The following is a 21,225-nucleotide window of genomic DNA, read 5'->3' as shown; positions in this document are numbered from 1 at the left end:
TGGCCCTCATCCGGGAGCTGGAGAAGGACCTGGGCAGCCTGCCCAAGACCCTGTTCTTCGAACATGAAGACATCGAGGAGCTGAGCGCCTATCTGCTGGAGCGGCAGGGCGCAGGAGAGGAGCGACATGCAAGCCGCGTGTAGGAACGAGACCTTGAAGAGTGAGTGGGACGTGAACGAGAAGGAACAGGACCCCCGCATGCCTGCCCCGGTGCTGGATCAATCCGCCCCCGGCGACGGCCAGTGGATCGAGAAGTCACGGCTGGCCGACGCGCCGGGCCTGGCGGACAGGCTGGCGGCCGCCAAGGGCGACGTGCATCAGGACGGCGTCCTGCTGGACTTGTGGCCCTTGATCTACTACAGCGACCGGCACGCCGACCACATCCATGTGCTGCAGGACGGCAAGCTGCTGTTCCTCACGCGCTATGTGGGCGCCCCGGAGCGCGAGGCAGCCCTGTTGAACAGCCTGCTCCATGAGGCGGCCCAGCGTGGGGCGCAGGCCTGCTACCTCGACATGTCCAACCGCCGCAAGCCGCACCTTGAGGAGCAGTGCGGGCTGCTGTCCACGCCATTGGGCATGGTGCAGACCATCGACGACCTCCGCACCTTCTCGATCGAAGGCGGCCGGATGCGCCGCCTGCGCTATCTCGTGTCGCGCTTCGGACGCGAGAACCAGTGCCGCATCGACGAATACACCGTGCCCAGCCGGGCCACCGACAGTGCCATTCGAGAGGTGATGCGGGCCTGGAGCCAGGAAAAGGGCGTGGTCAACAAGGTCGATGCCATCCTGTCAGACATGCGGACCGGCAACCTGCTCAAGCGGTACCGGATCTTCCTCACGTATCTGGGGGACACCCTCCAGAATGTCATCGTGCTGAGCCACATCCCGGACGGCTACATCACGGACCAGGAATATTTCCTGCCGGGCATGCCCCTCGGAGGAACGGAATACGCCTATGTCGACATCATGCGGCGCCTGGCCGCGGAAGGCTGCAGGAAGTTCAGCCTGGGACTGACCTGGGGCCTGTTCGAGCCCAAGGAGGGCTTCAGCGACCTCGAAGGCTGGGCCCTGATCAACCGCACCCAAGGCCAGCTGGCCCGGATCTTCGAGCGCGGCGTCCAGAATCATCAGTACAAGAACAAGTACGGTCCGTCTGAATATCCGCTGTACCTGTACCGCAGCGCAGGCAGCCGGCCCCAGATCATCAAGCAGTGCATGGGGCAGTTCTTCCGCAATGGCGTCTCGTATGACAGCATTGCGCAGCAGGTCGAGGCCGATGAACGCGCGGCGCCTGCCGACGGGGTCGCCTGGCCTGCCGAGCAAGCGTCCACGGCTGCGGCCCAGTCGGAAGCTCGCACCGCGGCCGACGCAGAGTCCGATACAGCGGCCGGACTCCAGGCCGACATCAGGGCTGGTCGGTTCGACGCCACCGCCGTGGATGTCCAGGGGATTCAGCTCGACCTGATCAGCGACTCCTGGGCCCACCAGGACACCCCCTTCATCCGCCAGCGCCTGCGCGAGCTGCACGAGGGCCTGCGCTCGGACACCGGCGCACAGGCCCTGGGCGAGGTCCTGGGCCTGCCTCATGTGCTGCTCACGACGTCCGGACGCAGCGCGGAGCGGGTGCTGTTCACGCTGTGGAAGTCCAGGCGCAGGACCATCCTGCAGAACATCCCCTTCTTTTCGACCCTTCACAACGAGGTCAAGGCCGGCTTCAAGCCCCGCGTGCTGCCGGACCCGCGCATCGATGCGGCGGACCCGGACGCGCTGTTCCGCGGCGGTCTGGATCTGGACCGCCTGTCCGAGGCCCTGAGCGAGCCAGACTCTGACGCGGCGCTGGTGCTGCTGGAGCTGGCCAACAACGGTTCCGGGGGCTACCCCGTGTCCCTGGCCCATCTCCGGGCCGTGTCGGCGCTGTGCCGGCGGCACGGGGTGCCGCTCGCACTGGACATCACACGCATCGTGCGCAACGCCGAGCTGATCCGCCGGCACGAGGCCGGCCAGGGGCAGCGCGCGCTGTGGGACGTGGTGGCCGAGATCATCGGGCAGGCGGACATCATCCTGGGCAGTCTTTGCAAGGACTTCGGTGTCACCGCCGGCGGGCTGCTGGCCACGCGCGACGAACGCTTCATGGCCAAGGCGCGCCGGTATGCGGACATCGAGGGCGCCGCCCTGGACAGGCTGCAGGCCCGCCTGGTGAACCAGTCCCTGCATGAGCGCGACGTCATTGGCCGATCCGTTGCCGCGCAACTGGACCTGGTGCAGGCCGTGCACCAAGACCTGCTCAGCCGCGGCGTGCCCCTGGTGCAGCCGGCCGCCGGCCACTGCCTCCTCGTCAGGGCGGACCAGATGGCCGCGCACCACACTGCAGCGCACCCCGCCGAAGCCTTGCTGAGGCAGCTGTACGAGACCCATGGCGTGCGCGGCGGGGTCCACCTGGCGGGCGATGACACCCATGGCCTGCCCGGGTCCTGCGTGCGCCTGGCCCTGCCCCTGGGCCTGGAGGGATCCCACGTGGCAGCGCTGCTGGGGGCGGCCTTGGGCGGCCCCGGGCATGACGGTGCGCCGCCGCCGGCAGCGACACCTGCACCGCGCCGTCCGGAGCGCCTTCGTTCGGGTGATGCCGACCCGGCGTCCGGGCCAGGGGGCGCGCCCGCCAGGCGTCCCGCTCCTGCGGCCGCCACCCTCGACACACCCGCCGGCGCCATCGCCATCATCGGCATGACCGGGCGCTATGCCCAGGCCGGATCTTTGTCGGAGTACTGGCAGAACCTGAGGGCAGGGCGCTCCTGCATCACCGAAGTGCCCCAGGACCGGTGGAACTGGCGCGACCATTTCCAGCCCGATGTGGAGCAGGCCGTGCGAGAACGGAAGTCCTACGGGAAGTGGGGCGGGTTTCTGGAGGACTTCGACAAGTTCGATCCGCAGTTCTTCTGGATGCCGCCGCGTCGCATCGAGTTCATCGACCCTCAGGAACGCCTGTTCCTGGAGGAGTGCTGGAAGGCCCTGGAGGACGCCGGCTACCCACCCCACGCCCTGACCGCCGCCCTGCGCGCCCGGACAGGTGTTTTCAGCGGTGCCGCCAAGCAGGGGTTCAGCCTCTATGCGTCGGAGGCCCGGGGGACGCACCCGCACACCTCCTCGGCCTCCATGGTCGGCCGGGTGTCTCACTTCTTCGACCTGCAGGGCCCCAGCGTTTCCTTTGACAACCACTGCGCCTCCTCGCTCGTGGCCGTTCATGAGGCCTGCGAGTACCTTCGCCAGCACAAGGGCGACCTGGCCCTGGCCGGCGGGGTCAGCCTGAGCCTCCATCCGTCCAGCTATGTGCAGCTGTCCCTGGTGCAAATGCTGTCGCACAACGAGCACAGCGCCGCGTTCGGCAAGGGCGGGGCGGGCTATGTGCCCGGCGAAGGCGTGGGGGTGGTGATTCTCAAGCGGCTGGATGAGTCCGTGCGCGACGGGGACTTCGTCCATGCCGTGATCCGCGGCGGCGCCGTGAATCACAGCGGTCGTACCCGGTACTACGGCCAGCCCAGCCAGGGTCAGCAGGCCGCGGCCATCCGGGCTGCGCTCGCACAGTCGCAGGTGGAGGCAAGGTCCGTCAGCTACATCGAGGCCGCGGCCAGCGGCGTGGAAGCGTCGGACGCGGTGGAAATGGCGGCGCTGACGGAAGTGTTCGGCCAGCGCCAGGGCGTGCGGGGCGACTACTGGATCGGCTCGGTCAAGCCGGCCATCGGGCATTGCGAGGCCGTGTCCGGCATGTCCCAGCTGGCCAGGGCCGTGCTGTCGCTCCGCCATGGCCTCCTGACGCCGACGCTGCTGCCCGAGGAACGCAGTCCGCACATCGACTTCGAGCAGCTGCCCTTCCGTCCGGCGGTGCAGGAGACCCCCTGGCAGCGCGTGCAGATCGATGGACGGGACACGCCCCGGCGCGCCGGTGTCACGACCTTGGGGAACGGCATCAATGCCCATCTCATTGTCGAAGAGTTCATGCCGCCGCCAGATGCGGACGAAAGCCCTGCACCGGCGGCTGGCGCTTCCGGCGAAAGCTTTGTCTTCGCTCTGTCCGCCCAGAGCCTGCAGCGCCTGCAGGCGTATGCGCGGCATTGGATCGACTACCTGCAGGCGCAGGAGGCCTGCGACCTGCACCGCATCGCCTACACCCTGCAGGTCGGGCGGCAGCCCATGCCCTGGCGCCTGGCCCTCAGGGCCTCGGATCAGGCTGAGCTCATCGGCCTCCTGACCCGCTGGCTGCAGGGCGACGCCACCGACGAGCGGATCCACCATGGCCACGCCCGTCGTGCGCCGGAAGGGCGAGAAGCGCATGCAGCGTCCTCGACACCCCAGGACATCGCCGCCCTGGCCGCCCATTGGACCCAAGGACTCACCAGTTCGTGGATTACACTCCACCGCGGACGCTCATTGCGGAAGATAGGCGGGCTGCCTTCCTACCCCTTCGAGCGTGAAGCCTACGGGTTATTTCAGGCCAGTTAGCTAACGAACTAGCCGAGCAGTTTCATGCTCGCGACACCCCAAGCAAGCCAGATGCACACCGCCGCAGTCGCGGCCGTTCACCTGCGAACCTGATCTTCGATCGAACACCCACAGGAGCCCTCACTTGAACAAGACACAAACCGAGCAGTGCGATGTCGTCATCATCGGCACGGGGATCGGCGGCACCGTGCTTGGCGCCATCCTGGCCAAGCACGGCGTCAACGTCATCCTGATCGATGCAGACACGCACCCTCGCTTCGCAATTGGCGAATCGACCATCGCGACCACGACCCTGACCCTTGAATTGATGGCGCTTCGGTTCGGCGTTCCTGAACTCGCCCACATCACCTCCATTGCGGAAGTCAGCGAGCACGTGATGCCCTCGTGCGGCGTGAAGCGGAACTTCGGCTTCGTCTACCACCGGCCGCACACGGAACAGAACGCCGAGGAAGTCAACCAGGCGCTGGTCGTGAACGAAGTCCACTACTTCCGCCAGGACATCGATGCCTACATGCTCCACGTGGCCGTGCGCTATGGTTGCAAGGTGTATCAGAACACGCATGTGGAGGACATCCAGTTCAGCGATGAGGGCGTGACGGTCACCACCCGCAACGGCAGGCAGATCCGTGCAGACTACCTCGCAGACGGCGCCGGCTACCGTTCCGTGCTGGCCGACAAGCTGGGCCTGCGCGAGACCCCGACCCGTGCCAAGACCCATGCGCGGGGCCTGTTCACCCACATGCTCAACGTGAAGCCCTTCGACGACTGCCGCGAGGTGCCGCAGCACCTGAAGCAGCCCGTCCCCTGGCATCAGGGCACGCTCCACCACCTCTTTGAAGGCGGGTGGATGTGGGTCATTCCCTTCAACAACACGCCGGAATCAAAGAATCAGCTGGTCAGCGTAGGTGTGATGTTGGATCCGCGCATGCACCCGAAGCCAGAAGGCAGCCCGGAGCAGGAATTTGCCGACTTCCTCGCCAAATTCCCCAGCATCGCGGCCCAGTTCACCGAGGCCAGGGCCGTCCGGGAGTGGGTGTCATCCGGGCGCATTCAATACAGCGCCAAGACCTGCGTGGGCGATCGCTTCTGCCTGCTGTCGCATGCCACCGGATTCATCGATCCGCTGTTCTCGCGCGGCCTGTTCAACACCATGCAGACCACCAATGCACTGGCGGGCCTGCTCATCCAGGCGGTCAAGGACAAGGACTTCAGCAAGGACCGCTTCGCCCCGGTCGAGAAGATCCAGCAGGGCCTGATCGATTTCAACGACAGGCTGGTGCACTGCTCGTATGTCTCGTTCCGTCACTACCCCTTGTGGAACGCCTGGTTCCGCCTGTGGCTGCTGACCGGGAACTACGGTCAGCTGCAAATCCAGCGATCCATGATGAAGTTCAAGGAGACCGGCGATCCCAAGCACCTCGAGCCGGTCGACGCCCTGCATCCGGGCGCCTACACCACCCTGGATTCCGTCCATCAGCTCTTCAACGAGGCCGCCGGCATCGTGGAAGCCGTCGACGCCGGCCAGGTGACGGCCGAGGCCGCGGCCCAGCAGATCTACGCCCTGCTGGAAGAGAACCAGGCCCTGCTGCCGCCCTTCTTCAATTTCACCTCGCCGGTCGAGCGCATCACCTGGCCCAGCACGCCGGAAAAGATCTCCCAGCTGCTCAAGGGCTGGATCGCGAGCCTGCCCCAGGACATTGCCAACGAGTACTTCGATTACGACATCCAGGGCCTGCTGGACCGGCCCGTCGTCAAGGAAACGATCGTCAAGGTGCCGGACTGAACGGGCCGGCCCCTGCGTGTGGACGCAGGGGCCTCCTGGTGTCGCTGCGCATCCCAAAGGAAGCACCGATGGATTTCACCGCCGAATTCCGTGACGGCATGGCCCTGCTTGCCGGGGCCGTCAGTGTCGTGACGACCGACGGCCCGCGTGGGCGCGCTGGATTTACCGCGTCTGCCGTCTGCAGCGTGACCGACCAGCCGCCGACCATCCTGGTCTGCATGAACCGCGCCTCGTTTGCGCATGGTTATTTCGTCGAGAACGGCGTGCTCTGCGTGAATGTGCTTTCTGCCGCTCAGGAACATCATTCGAGGCTTTTCTCCGACCGGAACATGACCATGGCGCAACGGTTCTCGGCGGTGCCCTGGCAGGCCCTTGATACCGGGGCCCCAGCCCTGGAAGGTGCCCTGGTCAGCATGGACAGCACCATTGTTCAGACCCATGAAGTAGGCACGCACAGTATTTTCTATGCGCAGCTCCGCCGCATTCGGGTCCTGGAAGAGGCGGGCGCAGGCCTGGTTTATTTCAATCGCGCCTACCGCAGTGTCGAGGCGCGCCCCCAGGTTTGACCACCCCTTCGCCGCCTCCTCCAAGATCCAGGGGATTCCAGCCCGATACCCAGAATCCCGAAGCGAAACCGCACAGGCCCGTTTGCAGGGCCGCTGCGGAAGGGCCGTATTTTCATTTTGTGGCACGACATACTTGCCAAGATTTAAGGGAATGAAGAACCATGACTGTAGGCATTGAAGCGCTCAATGTATATGCCGGCGCAGCCTCCTTGGACGTCTTCAAGCTTGCAGAGTACCGCGAGCTGGACATGACCAGGTTTCAGAACCTGCTCATGCGGGAAAAGTCTGTGGCGCTCCCCTATGAAGATCCCGTCACCTATGGGATCAATGCGGCCAAGCCCATCATCGATGCCTTGTCCGAGGAGGATCGAAACAAGATTGAAATGGTGATCACCTGCACGGAGTCTTCCTTTGACTTCAGCAAGTCGATGAGTACCTATTTCCACAAATATCTCGGCCTGAAGAATAATTGCCGCCTGTTCGAGCTCAAGAACGCGTGCTACTCCGGCGTGGCAGGCTTGCAGATGGCCATCAATTTCATATTGTCCAAGACCTCACCCGGTGCCAAGGCTCTGGTGATCGCCACCGATCTGTCCCGCTTCATCATGGAGGAGGGCGGTGACCAGCACGCGGCGGATTGGTCCTTTGCCGAACCCAGCAGCGGCGCGGGCGCCGTGGCTGTCCTGGTCAGCGACCAGCCTCGCGTGTTCCAGATCGATGTTGGTGCAAATGGCTACTATGGCTATGAAGTCATGGACACCTGTCGGCCGACTGCCGACAGCGAAACCGGGGATTCCGACCTGTCGCTGCTGTCCTATCTTGACTGCTGCGAAAATGCCTTCAAGGAATATCAAAAGCGTGTCGCTGGCGTGGATTACGCCACCACCTTCGGATTTCTTGCCTTCCATACCCCTTTTGGCGGAATGATCAAGGGCGCCCACCGCAACCTGATGCGGAGGAATACGAAGTTCAATGCCGCCGACATCGAGAAAGACTTCGAGCGGCGTGCGCTGCCCGGGCTGAATTATTGCCAGCGCCTGGGAAACATCATGGGCGCGACTGCCATGCTGTCCCTGGCCAGCACCATTGACAACGGCGACTTCCGGGAACCGCAGCGCATTGGCGTGTTCTCCTATGGCTCCGGCTGCTGCTCCGAGTTCTTCAGCGGGGTCACCACGGCCGAAGGCCAGGGCATCGTCCGTTCGATGAAGATTGGAGAGCAGCTGGACCGGCGCTACCGGCTTTCCATTGACGAATACCGGCAGATTCTCAGCCAAAGCCGATCTGTGCGCTTCGGCACCCGCAATATCGATGTCGATGGCTCCTTCGTCAAGGCGGCTCGCAAGGCACAAGGCCGACCGACGCTGTTCTTGAGCCGTATCAGTGACTATCACCGGGAGTATGAATGGGTGTCTTGAATACTGCAGGCAGCTATCGAACCATACGGGTCCGGTTCGAAGACGAAATCTGCCGCCTGCAATTGCATCGACCCGAGGCGGAAAATACCATCAACCCCTTGATGATTGCCGAGTGCACCGAGGTGCTTGGCATCTGCCATCAATCTGCCAAGATCGTCGTCCTGGAAGGGCTCCCGGAGGTATTCTGCTTCGGCGCCGATTTTGAAGCGGTCGCACGCGACCCTTCGAATGCCGTCGACCCGGAATCGCTGTACCGACTCTGGCATCAGCTGGCCACAGGCCCTTTTGTCTCCATCGCGCATGTGCAAGGCAAGGTCAACGCGGGCGGCGTCGGCTTCGTCGCAGCTGCAGACATCGTGATTTGCGATGAGCGGGTGCCCTTCAGCCTGTCAGAACTGCTGTTCGGTCTGATCCCAGCCTGTGTGTTGCCCTTCCTGATCAAGCGGATCGGGGCCTCGAAGGCGCATTACCTGACCTTGATGACCCAGCCCATCAGCGCCCAGCAGGCACTGACATGGGGGCTGGTGGACGCCCTGGGCACCGATACCGACAACCTCCTGCGCAAGCACCTGCTTCGGCTCCGGCGCTTGAACAAGCCCGCCATCACCCGCTACAAGAATTTCATGCAGCTGATGGACCCCAGCCTGAGCAGGGCCGCCGGTGATGCCGTGCGGGTCAGCCAGGAAGTGTTTGCCGACGAAGACAACAGGCGAAAGATCGCCCGCTATGTCGAGACCGGCAAGTTCCCATGGGAGGGCGACTAAGTGAACCAGGCCGTATCCGAGCAGATCGTCAGCCTGCGCGAGTTGGGCGAGGGCGTCGTCGAGGTGGTGATGCAGGATCGCGTCAACAAGAACACCTTTTCCAACGAGCTGATCCAGGGCCTCAGCGAGGCCTTTGACATCATTCAATCCGACAGCCGCTTCAAGGCCGTCATCCTGACCGGCTACGACACCTATTTCGCCAGCGGGGGAACGCAGGACAGCCTCTTGTATCTGTCCGAAGGCAAGGGAACGTTTGCAGAGATTGCCGAAGGCAACAGCCGCAACGGCATCAGCCTGTACAGCCTCGCGCTGAATTGCCCGATCCCCGTCATCTCGGCCATGCAGGGGCACGGCATTGGCGGCGGCTTTGTCATGGGGCTCTTTGCGGACTTCGTGATCCTGAGCAAGGAGAGCCTCTACACGACCAACTTCATGAAATACGGCTTCACGCCTGGTATGGGCGCGACACTGGTGTTGCCCGAGAAGCTGGGCCTGCCGCTGGCCCAGGACCTGCTCATGTCCGCCCGCTCTTTCTACGGCGAGGAGCTGCAGCGCCGGGGCATTCCTTTCCCCGTGCTGCCACGTTCGGAAGTGCTCTCTCATGCGCGAGAGCTGGCGCGCAATCTGGCGGAGAAGCCGAGATTGTCACTGGTGACCTTGAAGAATCACCTGGTGTCGGGCCTGCGGGAGCGCCTAGCCCCCTTCATCGCGCAGGAACTGGCCATGCACCGGGAAACCTTTGGCCAGGCCGAGGTCAAGGAACGCATCCGAGCCCTGTTCGGCAACTAATCCCAGCCCATCGATCTGAACCGGGGCCTGGCCTTGGGCCTGCCCCTCATTTGCCCTCAAGCGTATGGATAAGAACCAAATTTTCGACATCGTTGTCCAGCATGCCAAGGAAGTCATTCCGGCCCTGGAAGGCCATCCCTTCAGGCCGACAGATGCCCTGCGAGACCTGGGCGCCAATTCCGTCGACCGCTCGGACATCACCGTCATGACCCTGGAAAGCCTGTCCTTGCGCGTCCCGCTGGTCGAACTGGCCCGTGTGGCCAATATCGGCGAGCTGGTGGACATCCTGCATGCCAAGCTTCAGTAAGCCGGAGCTGCTCATCACGGGCCTGGGGATCGTGAGTGCCGTCGGGCAGGGCAGGGCGGCCTTTGCCGACGCCCTGTTCAGCGGTGACCAGGCCTTTGATGTCATGCGCCGCCCGGGGCGCCAGGGGCCCGTGACCGAATCCAGCGAGCCAGGGGCTGTCACGGAGGGCTTCCTGGGCGCAGAAATCCAGGAGCTCCGCCTGCCTGCCTCCATGGCGGCGCAGGAACGCACCACCTCCTGGTCGACCAAGGCTGCCATCGTCTGCCTGCAAGAGGCCTGGCAGGATGCCGGCCTGTCCGACGTCGACCCTCAGCGCATTGCGCTGGTGGTCGGGGGCTCGAATTTCCAGCAACGGGAGCTGGTGCTGGTCCAGGATGCCTACCGGGCGCGGCGCTCGTATCTCCGGCCCAGTTATGGGCTCACCTTCATGGACAGCGACCTCTGCGGCGCCTGCACCGAGCAGTTTGGCATCAAGGGGGGGGCGTTCACGGTCGGGGGCGCTTCGGCAAGCGGGCAGCTGGTGCTGCTTCAGGCCTGCCAGATGATCGAGGCGGGGCAGGTGGACGTCTGCATCGCCCTGGGCGCCCTGATGGACTTGTCCTACTGGGAATGCCAGGGGTTTCGCGCCTTGGGGGCCATGGGTTCCGACCGCTATGCCAGGGAACCCGCTGCCGCCAGTCGGCCCTTTGATCGCCAGCGCGATGGTTTCATCTACGGGGAATGCAGCGGCGCGCTGGTGGTCGAGCGAGCGGACCGTCGGGCCCGGCGAGGCCGGTCGCCGTACGCCCGCATCCTGGGCCGGGGTCTCCATATGGACGCCCATCGCAATCCGGACCCTTCCATGGCCGGCGAACTGGCCGCGATGTCCGGCGCCCTGGCGGAAGCCGGTCTGACGGCCCAGGCGATCGACTACGTCAATCCGCATGGCAGCGGATCACTGCAAGGTGACGAGACCGAATTGCGCGCCCTGGCAGAAGCCGGACTGATGCACGCGCGGATCAACGCGACCAAATCCATTGTCGGCCACGGGCTCACGGCGGCGGGCACCGTCGAAGTGATCGCCACCCTTCTTCAGATGGAGCACCAGATGCTGCATCCGTCGAGAAACCTGCACGATCCCATCGACGATCGGTTCAACTGGGTGCGAGGCGAGGCCGTCCCGGCCTCCATTCACCGCGCCTTGAAGCTCAGCTTCGGTTTTGGTGGCATCAACACGGCGGTCTGCCTTGAGCGCTGCTAGGCCCGTCTCCATCGCCCCCGCGCTTGCCCGCCGCTGCGCCTTGTCCCCTGCTGTCTTGCCATGAACGATTTGTCACCCCGAGCCCATCGATTCTTCGTCCGCAATGCAGAGGTGCGGCCGCTTGTCGAGCAGGGGCTGCTCTACGCCTACGGCTTCAACTTCGAGGCGGCGCTGGCCTGCTTCCAGCAAGCCGTCACGGTGGATCCTTCCTGCGTCCTGGCCTGGTGGGGCATGGCCTATGCGTCGGGCTGCAACTACAACAAGCCCTGGCGTGTCTTTCATCCACGCATGATTGCGCGCAGCATGAAGCTGGCGCGCCATGCGATCAAGAATGCCCGGGCCCATCAAGCCAGCGCCAGCCCCCTGGAAATTGGCTTGATTGACGCGATTGAGTGCCGCTTCCAAGCGCTGGGGGCACATGACGAGGCCCTGCTGAACCAGTGGAACAACGAGTACGCCGACGCGATGCGGCGCGTGTACCTGGCGCACCCCGACAACCTCGATGTCGCCGCCTTGCTGGCAGATGCCCTGATCAACCGGACCCCCTGGAAGCTGTGGGACATGTCCACCGGCCTGCCGGCCGCCGGCGCCGATACCGCGGAAGCCATGGCCATTCTTGAACAGGCCATGGCCCAGCTCGAAGCCAGCCGGCAGCCGCCTCACCCCGGCCTGCTTCACTTCTATATTCACGTTCTTGAAACCTCGCCGACGCCGGAAAAGGCGCTCGGTGCCGCTGACAAGCTGCGTCAGCTGAACCCTGAGGTCGGGCATCTGCTGCACATGCCCTCGCATATCGACATCCTGTGCGGCCACTACCACGACGCCCTGCTGGCCAACGAGCAAGCGATCCAGGTCAACGAGAAATTCATGGCTGAGCACCCGGAATGGCTGGAGTTCAGGCTGTACTGCGTGCATGAAATTCATTTCAAGATTTATGCAGCCATGATGATGGGGCGATTCGAAGCCGCCTGGGACGGCGTGCTTCAAATGGAAGCGCTGATTGACGCGCCGCTGCTGGCTGTCGACATGCCGCCGATGGCATACCTCCTGGAGGGCTTCCTGAGCGTCCGTGCGCATGTGCTGATCCGCTTCGGGAAGTGGGAAGAAATCCTGAAGATCCCTCCGCCCGGCAATGCCAGCCTGTATTGCAACACGGTCGCCATGAGGCATTACGCGAGAGGCATTGCCTTCGCCAATCTGAACGAGCCTGCGGCTGCAATTCAGGAACATGCGGCATTCAAGTCCGCCCAGGCCGCCCTGCACGAGCACCGGTACGTGACCAACAACAGCTGCGCTGACTTGCTCAAGGTGGCCGAATGTGTGCTGGAGGGCGAAATGGCCTACCACGAAGGCCGATTCGAGCAGGCGTTCGACTGCCTCCGCCAGGCTGTGCAGCGCGACGATGCTCTGGAATACATGGAACCCTGGGGCTGGATGATGCCCACTCGCCATCCCCTGGGGGCGCTGCTCCTGGCACAAGGGCGCGTGGAGGAGGCGGCCAGCGTCTATTGCGCCGATCTGGGCCTAGATGGCAAGACCTATCGCTCCTTGCATCACCCAGGCAATGTCTGGAGCCTGCAGGGTTATATCGCCTGCCTTCGGAAGCTGGGCGAGCAGGACAAGGCCGACCTTCTGCAACCCGCCTTGAACATCGCCAAGGCGAGGGCGGACGTGGACATCAGCGTCTCCTGCCTCTGTGCCATGCCGGCGAAGCGGCAGCCACGCAGTTGCTGCAGCTAAACTGCGGGCCGATGGTGGCAGGGGGTGGCAGGGGGTGGCAGGGGTCTGCTCCCGGACCTGTCGGGAGATGGGCAGGACCCTGACGGCCAGCCTGGCATGTCGCCCATCTGCATCCGTGCGCGGACTCCATCCCTTGTCGTTCCCTGGCCCCTCGGCCCGCTGGGTCTGGCCCTCCCGTTCGTTGATACAAGACCTTTTCCATGCAAGACACAAGCGGCGCCGCGGGCTATCTAAATGAGCTGAGTTTCACGGACCGATTCCATCGTGAACTGGCGCCATCCTGGCTGAACTACGTGGCGATGTTGAACGACTTTCAGCCCCAGCCGCTTCTCCAGCCCTTCACCTATCTGGATCTCGGGTGCGGCTTTGCGCAATCCACCCTCATCAATGCCGCAGCTTTGCCGCATGCGGAGTTTCATGCCTGCGACTTCAACGCGGCCCATATCGAGGCGGCCAAGGCAGTGGCGGAGCGCATGGAGGTCAGCAATGTCAGGTTCCATGCCTGCAGCTTCGCAGACCTGCTGAATGACAGCAGTGTCCCCACATTCGATTTCATCGTCTTGCACGGCATTTACAGCTGGGTCGACGCGGACGTCATCAGCACCGTGCACGCACTGGTTTCAAAGCTCTTGCGTCCCGGCGGCTTCCTGTATTTGAGCTACAACTGCTATCCAGGATGGGCCGCCGAAGAACCATTGCGCAAGCTGATGAACGAGTTGGCGCGTGTCAAATCAGGCGACATGACCGAAAAGGTGCAATGGTCCCTGCAGGAGGCCAGGTCCTTGGGCACCCCGAGCTTCCGATACTTTCGCGAGAACGCCGGGCTGCAGGATGCCCTGGAATCCCTGGCCAGGGACCCGGTGAATTATGTCGCCCATGAATTCTTCAATGAAACCTGGACGTTGCACTATTCGGTGGACGTCCTGGACGCCATGGAAGGCCTGGGCCTGACGTACATGGGCAGCGCCACCCTGGCCGACAACCATCCGATGTTGACCCTGGACCCACAGGCTGCTGAGCGCATTAGGGCTCTTCCCACACCAAGACTGCGGCACCTGGCCGAAGATTTCGCGGTCAATCGCCGCTTTCGTCGTGATGTCTTCGTCCGTGGAGCGCCAGCAAGCGGGCAGGGTGGGCAAGGCAAGCTCATCGACGACGCCCTCATTGGCCTGGTGCCTGGCAAGGAGACGCTGAATACCCGCGTCGAAATTCCTCGCGGGCGCCTGAGTTTCCAGCAGCCCTTCATTGATGACCTGCAATCGCTGCTGGCCGGAGGACCCCTGCGCCTGGGCGACATTCTGTCGCGGCTTGGGCGCTCAGCCCGCAGTGCAGCCGAGATTCGACAGAATCTCCTGTTCCTGGTTGCAGCCGGGGCCCTGATGCCTTTTTCTCGCACACGCAGTGAACGCTAGGGCCGCGCGACGGCGCCTGGAGTGACACAGAGTCATCAGAGTTCGCACACTGCGCAAGGCTGAATCCAGGTACCGCGCCTCGAATTTTGTCATTCACTTTTGATGTTATGCTTCGCCGCCTTGCCGGGGCGGTGACATTTCCTCCCGCGCGAACGTGCTGCTGGCGACGTCAAGCCGTCACCAGCGCTCCCTGCACTGGGGCCTGAGGTCTTCAGCGCCACGGGAAGCAGGCGCTTTGCGAATTTTTCTAAAGGCTGCTGATCTAATACCTTAGTTGACGTCCCCAATTAAATCAGGGGAGATGAATAGAGAGGCAGCGTCAATCTTGACGCCGACCGACCTCACAAGATTCCGCCTCAAGGAGGGCACTGTGCGTTTCATGACCATTCCGGAGCTGTCGGTTTCGAAGACCGGCAGTCACATCGCCGAATACACCCATGACCGCTTGTCCTTCATGCGACGCGTCGTGACGGAGTGTGGCGCCCTGGGGCGGGCCAGTTTTCAGGGGCGGCCAGTCCTGGTGGTGAGCGGCCCCGAAGTGATGCATGAAACGCTGGTTGAAAAAGCCAAGGCGTTCCGGAAGTGGCCCTTGATCCGGCTGGTCCTGTATCCCTTGATCGGGGAGGGCCTGTTCACCTCCGAAGGCACCCACTGGCGAAGCCAGCGCCGCCTGATGGCGCCGATCTTCAAGCCGGATCAGGTCGCTACCTATGCGCAGCACATGACCCAGGAGGCCCTGCGCAGCGTCCTGCATGTGCGCGAGGGCGAGGGCATATCTGTGGCCGATCTCACCACGCGCATTGCCATGGGCGTAGTTGGCCGATCCCTCTTTGACGCTGACATGTGTGCCCGGCCCGGGCCGGGTACCGGCCACCAGGCCAGTGAGGCGGATCAGCTCGCCGAAGCACTCACCGTGGCACTGCGCTGGACCGACGAGCAGGTGGCGCGCGTGCCCACCTACATCCAGCTCGCGCTGCGCGAATGGCTCGAAGGGCTGGGCGAGAAGCGACCGGGTGCCGTACGGCGCCTGACTGAGCACGCCCTGGACTATCTCGAACTGCCGCTGTCCTATCGCTTGTCGCGACGAAAGACAGGCGTTCGGGCGGCGGTGCAGGTCATCGACGCGTCCATTGAACGCATGCTTGTAGCCCGGCGCAAGGCGGGATTGGCAGGCGATGACCTGCTGACCCGTCTCCTTCGCGCCCGAAGCGAAGATGGCACCGAAGGCCTCACCGACCGCCAGATCCGCGACCAGGCCGTCAACCTCTTCATTGGCGGCCACGAGACCACCGCCACCGCCATGGCCTGGGCCCTGCATGAACTGGCAAAGGCACCGGCCCTCTACAGACAGGTGCAGGCCGAAGGCGATGCGCTTGGCGGCCGCACCCCGCGCATGGACGAACTGCGTGAGCTCTCGACCTGCATGCGGGTCTTCAAGGAAGCCCTGCGCATGTATCCGCCGGTCTACGCCTATGGCCGCCAGGCCATAGAGGACCTGACCATCGGAGGCTACGAGATTCCGAAGGGGACGGTAGTCCTGGCGTCGGCCTATGGGATGCATCACAACCCGGCGGTCTATCCTGAGCCAGAGCGCTTCGATCCCGATCGCTTCCTGCCTGAGGTTGAATCCGCACGGCATCGATCGGCCTGGGTGCCCTTCGGCAACGGACCGCGCGTGTGCATCGGCAATCATTTCGGACTGATGGAAGGGCAGTTGGTGCTTGCCGCACTGTCTCATCGCATCGAGTTTCAGGCCTCTCCGGGGTCTGTGGTGCTGCCCGAGCCCGGTGCAACGCTGCGCCCCAATGGGCCCATGACCATGACGGCGCGTCTACGCAACAGGTCTGAGGCGCCACAGCCCGCGGCCTTGCTCGCGCAGGAAGCCGAAATCGCGGCCTTGGTCTGAACGAATGCTTGCCAGCATTCGTTGGCATGCTACACTAACGCATTAGTGACGCATCCACCGAGAATAAAAGGTTTGCCCATCTCCACTCGGAGAAAATGCAAAGACTGTTGAATGCACGGTGTGTGTCATATCCAGAACAGCATCACGGCGCGGTAGCAAAGCGGTTATGCGGCGGCCTGCAAAGCCGCAGAGGTTGGTTCGATTCCAGCCCGCGCCTCCATCTCTTCCTCCCCAGGTCAAGCGTATCGCGTGTGCCTTGTTCGCCAGCAGGTGAGGTGCTGGCCAGCACCTGCTGCTCATCGCACTGCGTATGAGCCGTGGCAGCCCGGTCGGCGGCTCGAAACACACGCCCTGCGCTTTGTCCCACTCGCGAACTTGCGCCCGCCGAGCGTGGATCCGCCGCTGGCCCGCGCCTGGCACATCAGGCGCCGGGAGAGGTCGGGCCTTCGCCAACACTTAAGGTCGTGGCGTCCATCCCGGCGCGCCCGAAGAACTGGATACCTCGCAGCCATGAAGACCGTATTTATGTTTCCGGGGCAGGGGGTGCAGTACTTCCAGATGGGACGGCAGCTGTTTGACGCGCATCCCGTCTTTCGGGACTGGATGCTTCGTCTGGACCACACGGCACAGGCAGTATTGGGCCGGTCCATCATCGGGGCCATCTACGCGGGCGGACGGTCTGAGACCTTCAACGGCACCTTGCTGACCCATCCCGCCATTTTCATGGTGGAAGTCGCGATGGCCCAGTGCCTCATCAGCGAGGGTATTGAGCCGGATATGACCTTGGGGGCCAGTCTCGGGACCTATCCCGCCCTCGTCACGGCGGGCGCCATTGACGTGTTCGACGCCATGGAAGCAGTTGCCAAGCAGGCCCAGATCTTCGAGAAGACCTGTCCGAAGGGCATTATGCTGGCCGTCTTTGCCAGCCTCGCCGTGGCCACATCCGCCTGGCTGGCAGCTCGAAGCGAGCTCGTCGCCAGCGATCTCTCGACCCACTTCGTCATCGCACTGCCCGAGCACCACTTGGCCGACGTCGAGGCCGCCCTGGGACGACGAGGCATCCTCAGCCAGCAATTGCCGGTCGAATTTGCCTACCATTCCAGATGGATTGATGAGGCACGCCCCAGCTTCGACGCGCTGACCCGTCGCATCACGCGCTCCGAGCTGGACTTGCCGCTTGCCTGCAGTGCGCACGCGACCGTCCTATCGGCCTTGCCTGACGATTTTCACTGGCGTGTTGTGCGCCAGCCCATTCAGCTTCGCCGGACCCTTGAAACAGTCGAAAGCCAAGGCCCATGTCGATTCATCGACGTTGGCCCGTCCGGCTCCTTGGCCACGCTGGCCAAGCACGTACTGCCGCCCACCAGCGCCTCCACGGTCCATGCCGTGCTGACCCCATATGGACGCGATCTCAGCAATCTGGACGCGCTAAAGGGCAGGCGCCATTGAGGAGCCTGTCAGAAAGTTTGTGTGAGGCATAGCATGTCGACAAGGAGCATGAATGCCACGCTAGACGAAGACAGCCGCAGCAGCGGACAAGGCGGCGCGGCGGCAATTATCGGCCGCAGCGCTTGAACAATTGATCCCAAGGCCGGTCACGCCGGCGGAGCTGGAGAACATCTTCCAATAGTTCAAGAAAGCCATGCTGGAGCGTAAGCGGTAAAGCTACGGCGTCCTTGCCGGCTTGATCAGCGTTTGATACGCGCCGACGCCGCGTAGGCAATGCATTCCACGATGCCGAGCGAACTCAGCCACACCTGGTTGTTGAGGCTCGCAGCGAACTGACCCGGGCCTGACCGAGAAGGAGTTGCTTGAGGCGAGCACGGAGTGGCGCCGCCGCCGCTCTGCGGTCGAGAAGACGCGCCTGACCGATGCTGCGCTCATCAAGTTCCTCAAGGAGGTCAACGCAGAGCAACTCATGCTGCTTCGGCGCCGGCAGGCCGCAGAGGAGCGCAAGCGTTTGATGGAGGCCAATGTCTACCCTGCCGACTGGGAGGACTGGGACGAACTTGCAGGCACGACGCTTCTGGGCAGTTCCGACGTGCCCGCCGCTGACACCGATGAGCCAAACGTCGAGGCCGCCAAGCCGTCCATGAAGATCGAAACGCTGGAGGCCTACTGATGAGCCACCGCCTCAAGTTGAATGGCGCGGCTGCGGCCGCCGATCCCGCAGCCAGCTTCGCCTCGCTCGTGGTCAAGCATGACCAGCAGCACGAAGCCCTGGAACGCCTGAAGTTTCTGCTCAATCATGGTGTGGGCTATGAGCTCATCTGCCTGGTCGGACCCACCGGTGTGGGCAAGTCGACGCTGGCTGCTCGCCTGATGAAGGACCTGCTGGCGGCTGAACAGCCGCAGATGATGTGCGACCGCGAGTTCGTTCCTTTCATTTCGACGACGGCCGTCGCCAGCGGCTTCCGTTCATTCGACTGGAAGGTGCTCTACCACGACGCCCTGCTCGCGCTGGGCGATCCTTTCGTGGACGACCGAAGGCCCACGCCCGAGGCGCGGGAGCAGCAGCACAAACGCGTTGGCGAGTCGCTCACGGCGGCTACGCTGCGCCTGCGACTGAGCCGGGAAATGAAGCGGCGGCAGTTGAAGTACTGGTTCATCGATGAGGCGCAGCACATCCTCATGGGCGCGCGCGCTGGCGGCATTGGGGACCAGTACGACGTGCTCAAGTCCGTGGCGCAGAGTTGTGGGGTCAAGCTCGTGCTGGTTGGCACCTACCAGCTGCTCGTGCACCTGCAGGTCTCTGCTCAGTTGGCACGTCGAACCGAGGTGGTTCACTTCGGGCGCTACCGCCACGGTGATGCTGAAGACAGAAGCGCGTTTGCCAGCTGTGTGCAGACCTTTCTCTCCCGGATCGGTGCCGAGGTCTTCCCGAATGTCGAGGCCGAGTTCGACTTCTTCTATGCCGGCTCGGTGGGATGCGTCGGTATCTTGAAGGACTGGTGCGCACGAGCCATGTCGCGTGCACGCATGGAGGCACGGTCTTGCCTGACGATCGAGGACTTCCGGCGAACGCGCCTGGCGGGCCTGGCCATCCAGCGCATCGTCAAGGACATCCATGATGGCGAAGATCTGGCGTCACCGGACACGGATCGCCGCATCGCGAGCATGGTGCTGGGCGCTCCAGCTTCTGGCAGCTCGTCAACGACTTCGAAGGAAGGATCCAGCAAGGGTGGGAGGCCTGGCAAGGTCGGTGTTCGGAGCCCTACGCGGGATGCCGTTCCTCCCGTGGCTGGTGGCGTGAGCGGAGGTGACCATGCGTGAGCTGCGCCCTACTCCCATCCCTTCGCGAGTCATCCTGTCCAGTCTCGAACCGATAGGCGTGGGCACATCCGACTGCGAGTCGCTCAGTGGCTATATCAACCGCTTGGCCGCCGTCCACGGGGTCACCGCGCGCGAGCTGGCGGACTACGTACGGTCGCTGCCCCGCATGGAAGGGGAACGCTATAGCAGTGATGGCAGCCTGCAGCCGTACTGGGGCACCGCCCCTGGACTGACGGGCATGCGCCTGGCCCGGCTGACGGGGGTTCCTTCAGTTGCAGTGCTGGCGATGCCCTGGGGAGACCACACGGTTGCCCTTCGGCGTTACGTCAGGAAGTCTCCTGTCTGGTGCTCGGCGTGCTGGCAGGAAGATATTGAGGCTGGACGTCCGACCTATCACCGATTGGTCTGGAACTTCTGCTTTCATGAGCGGTGCCATAAGCATGACACCGTGCTTGAAGGCGAGTGCCCACGATGCGCCAGTACAGAGCAGCGTGGACCCGACGGGTGGGCTCCCCCGGTGGGTTGCCGGCAATGCGGGGCCCCTCTCATGCGCGCAATGAACGCCGCGGCCGCGTGCCAGGACGGGCAGGCCAGTTCGGCTGCTGGAGATGCCCATCTCGCTCAGCTATTTGCCGACCTGGTGCGCGACATGCCGGCACTTGGCAATGAACCGCGTTGGCCGGATCTCGAGTGGGCCTATGAGAAGGCGAAGATGCGGACGGGTCTTGAGTTTCAGATGGATGTGATCCGCCATCTGCAGACCAACGCCGTCTACCTCAGTCGATCAAGGTGGCCAGAGCGGAAGCGCCAAGCCATCAGCCTTGGGGCTGTCGTGAAGTTCGCTGCGGCAGCGGGGGTGCCGATCTTGGAGGTGCTGAAGGCGGGGAATTGTCGGAGCCGGTTTACGGGTGAGCCGGAGCTGTACTAGCCCCCGGAGCATGCCGTGCGTTGCGCGGCATGGTGGCAAACCCAGCCGAGACCTGGGAGGCGGCTGGGTTTGCGCTTGCTGGCGTTGTACTGCCTGTGCGGGGGGCTCGGCTTATGGGGCGCGGGCGGGGGCCGCGCCTTTTTCTGGGTAGCCCGAACGAACCTGAAGCACTTTCGAAAGAGGTATCGGATTCGCATCACATAAGGAGCAGATGACCGAAATGCAGCGATTGCGGTTCTTCGACTTCACGGGCACAGCCCCTTAGAGCAGACAGTTGTCGTTCGCAGTCACCACCGGATGGCGATGCGGCCAACCTGCGGGCGCTCTACGGCACACAGGACTGAGCCGCCGCGGCTGTTTTGACATTTCTGGTGGCTTTACCTACACCATTGCACGTTTGTGACAACTGGGCCGCCTGCCCCGCGCTCGCCGCTGGGACCGCAGATGGTGGAGCAGATGCGACGGCTGCAGCGGAGGCGCTGATGCCCGACTGGGCAGTGGGCGATCCGGGGTTGCTTAGCGGGGTGATGGGCGCTGAGGCAGTCGGGCGCGCCCAAGCATTCGGTGTGAGGATGCGATATGACCAGTTGGCCAAGCCCAGTCCC

At 63.6% G+C, this 21,225-nt stretch carries 16 protein-coding genes and 1 tRNA gene; all 17 read left to right on the top strand.

Going from position 1 to position 21,225, the window contains the following annotated elements:
* Positions 1-143: acyl carrier protein (locus ABDJ40_RS24785; protein WP_488473451.1), on the top strand; the 143-nt coding region annotated here is incomplete at its 5' end.
* A 10-nt stretch (positions 144-153) separates the two neighbouring features.
* On the top strand, positions 154-4,494 hold the full coding sequence (locus ABDJ40_RS06550; protein ID WP_347607774.1) for a beta-ketoacyl synthase N-terminal-like domain-containing protein: 4,341 nt from the start codon (positions 154-156) through the stop codon (positions 4,492-4,494).
* Positions 4,495-4,618: 124 nt separating this feature from the next.
* Positions 4,619-6,277 (top strand): NAD(P)/FAD-dependent oxidoreductase, encoded by a 1,659-nt coding sequence (locus ABDJ40_RS06545; protein WP_347607771.1) that lies wholly within the window; start codon positions 4,619-4,621, stop codon positions 6,275-6,277.
* 68 nt (positions 6,278-6,345) lie between these two features.
* Positions 6,346-6,843 carry a flavin reductase gene (locus ABDJ40_RS06540; protein WP_347607768.1) on the top strand — a complete coding sequence of 166 codons (498 nt, stop codon included), beginning with the start codon at positions 6,346-6,348 and terminating at the stop codon, positions 6,841-6,843.
* A 161-nt stretch (positions 6,844-7,004) separates the two neighbouring features.
* Positions 7,005-8,261, top strand: a complete 1,257-nt coding sequence (locus ABDJ40_RS06535) for a hydroxymethylglutaryl-CoA synthase family protein (protein ID WP_347607765.1) — start codon at positions 7,005-7,007, stop codon at positions 8,259-8,261.
* Positions 8,249-9,025 carry an enoyl-CoA hydratase/isomerase gene (locus ABDJ40_RS06530; protein WP_347607762.1) on the top strand — a complete coding sequence of 259 codons (777 nt, stop codon included), beginning with the start codon at positions 8,249-8,251 and terminating at the stop codon, positions 9,023-9,025. Before ABDJ40_RS06535 ends, ABDJ40_RS06530 begins: the two co-directional genes overlap by 13 nt.
* Positions 9,026-9,814 carry a polyketide synthase gene (locus tag ABDJ40_RS06525; protein ID WP_347607759.1) on the top strand — a complete coding sequence of 263 codons (789 nt, stop codon included), beginning with the start codon at positions 9,026-9,028 and terminating at the stop codon, positions 9,812-9,814.
* A 64-nt stretch (positions 9,815-9,878) separates the two neighbouring features.
* The gene (locus ABDJ40_RS06520; RefSeq protein WP_347607756.1) at positions 9,879-10,121 is read left to right on the top strand and encodes an acyl carrier protein; all 243 of its coding nucleotides are present in this window, start codon (positions 9,879-9,881) and stop codon (positions 10,119-10,121) included.
* Positions 10,105-11,361, top strand: a complete 1,257-nt coding sequence (locus ABDJ40_RS06515; protein WP_347607753.1) for a beta-ketoacyl synthase N-terminal-like domain-containing protein — start codon at positions 10,105-10,107, stop codon at positions 11,359-11,361. Before ABDJ40_RS06520 ends, ABDJ40_RS06515 begins: the two co-directional genes overlap by 17 nt.
* 60 nt (positions 11,362-11,421) lie before the next feature.
* Positions 11,422-13,101, top strand: coding sequence for a hypothetical protein (locus ABDJ40_RS06510; protein ID WP_347607750.1), 1,680 nt, complete (start codon positions 11,422-11,424; stop codon positions 13,099-13,101).
* Positions 13,102-13,301: 200 nt separating this feature from the next.
* Entirely contained in the window at positions 13,302-14,513 is a 1,212-nt protein-coding gene (locus tag ABDJ40_RS06505) for a methyltransferase regulatory domain-containing protein (RefSeq protein WP_347607747.1), read from the top strand.
* A gap of 325 nt (positions 14,514-14,838) precedes the next feature.
* The gene (locus ABDJ40_RS06500; protein WP_347607744.1) at positions 14,839-16,419 is read left to right on the top strand and encodes a cytochrome P450; all 1,581 of its coding nucleotides are present in this window, start codon (positions 14,839-14,841) and stop codon (positions 16,417-16,419) included.
* A 146-nt stretch (positions 16,420-16,565) separates the two neighbouring features.
* A tRNA-Cys gene (locus tag ABDJ40_RS06495) sits at positions 16,566-16,639 on the top strand.
* A 290-nt stretch (positions 16,640-16,929) separates the two neighbouring features.
* A complete protein-coding gene (locus ABDJ40_RS06490; protein ID WP_347607741.1) occupies positions 16,930-17,868 on the top strand; it encodes an acyltransferase domain-containing protein in 939 nt (312 codons plus the stop codon).
* Between the two features lie 358 nt (positions 17,869-18,226).
* Positions 18,227-18,541 carry a hypothetical protein gene (locus ABDJ40_RS06485; protein WP_347607738.1) on the top strand — a complete coding sequence of 105 codons (315 nt, stop codon included), beginning with the start codon at positions 18,227-18,229 and terminating at the stop codon, positions 18,539-18,541.
* Positions 18,541-19,692: an AAA family ATPase gene (locus tag ABDJ40_RS06480; protein WP_347607735.1), complete on the top strand. Its 1,152-nt coding sequence runs from the start codon at positions 18,541-18,543 to the stop codon at positions 19,690-19,692. Before ABDJ40_RS06485 ends, ABDJ40_RS06480 begins: the two co-directional genes overlap by 1 nt.
* Positions 19,685-20,620, top strand: coding sequence for a TniQ family protein (locus tag ABDJ40_RS06475; protein WP_347607732.1), 936 nt, complete (start codon positions 19,685-19,687; stop codon positions 20,618-20,620). The genes ABDJ40_RS06480 and ABDJ40_RS06475 overlap by 8 nt, the downstream gene beginning before the upstream one ends.
* The last annotated feature ends 605 nt before the right edge of the window (positions 20,621-21,225 follow it).

Origin of the sequence: Roseateles flavus (assembly GCF_039872765.1) — a bacterium.
Lineage (GTDB): Bacteria > Pseudomonadota > Gammaproteobacteria > Burkholderiales > Burkholderiaceae_C > Roseateles_B > Roseateles_B flavus.
The sequence above is the reverse complement of the archived record's forward strand: the minus strand, read 5'-3'. Positions and strand labels throughout refer to the sequence as shown.

Coding starts and splice junctions, on each gene's coding strand:
- ABDJ40_RS06505 (WP_347607747.1), top strand. CDS start 13,302: ATGCAAGACACAAGCGGCGCCGCGGGCTATCTAAATGAGCTGAGTTTC.
- ABDJ40_RS06520 (WP_347607756.1), top strand. CDS start 9,879: ATGGATAAGAACCAAATTTTCGACATCGTTGTCCAGCATGCCAAGGAA.
- ABDJ40_RS06510 (WP_347607750.1), top strand. CDS start 11,422: ATGAACGATTTGTCACCCCGAGCCCATCGATTCTTCGTCCGCAATGCA.
- ABDJ40_RS06540 (WP_347607768.1), top strand. CDS start 6,346: ATGGATTTCACCGCCGAATTCCGTGACGGCATGGCCCTGCTTGCCGGG.
- ABDJ40_RS06530 (WP_347607762.1), top strand. CDS start 8,249: ATGGGTGTCTTGAATACTGCAGGCAGCTATCGAACCATACGGGTCCGG.
- ABDJ40_RS06515 (WP_347607753.1), top strand. CDS start 10,105: ATGCCAAGCTTCAGTAAGCCGGAGCTGCTCATCACGGGCCTGGGGATC.
- ABDJ40_RS06480 (WP_347607735.1), top strand. CDS start 18,541: ATGAGCCACCGCCTCAAGTTGAATGGCGCGGCTGCGGCCGCCGATCCC.
- ABDJ40_RS06475 (WP_347607732.1), top strand. CDS start 19,685: ATGCGTGAGCTGCGCCCTACTCCCATCCCTTCGCGAGTCATCCTGTCC.
- ABDJ40_RS06535 (WP_347607765.1), top strand. CDS start 7,005: ATGACTGTAGGCATTGAAGCGCTCAATGTATATGCCGGCGCAGCCTCC.
- ABDJ40_RS06490 (WP_347607741.1), top strand. CDS start 16,930: ATGAAGACCGTATTTATGTTTCCGGGGCAGGGGGTGCAGTACTTCCAG.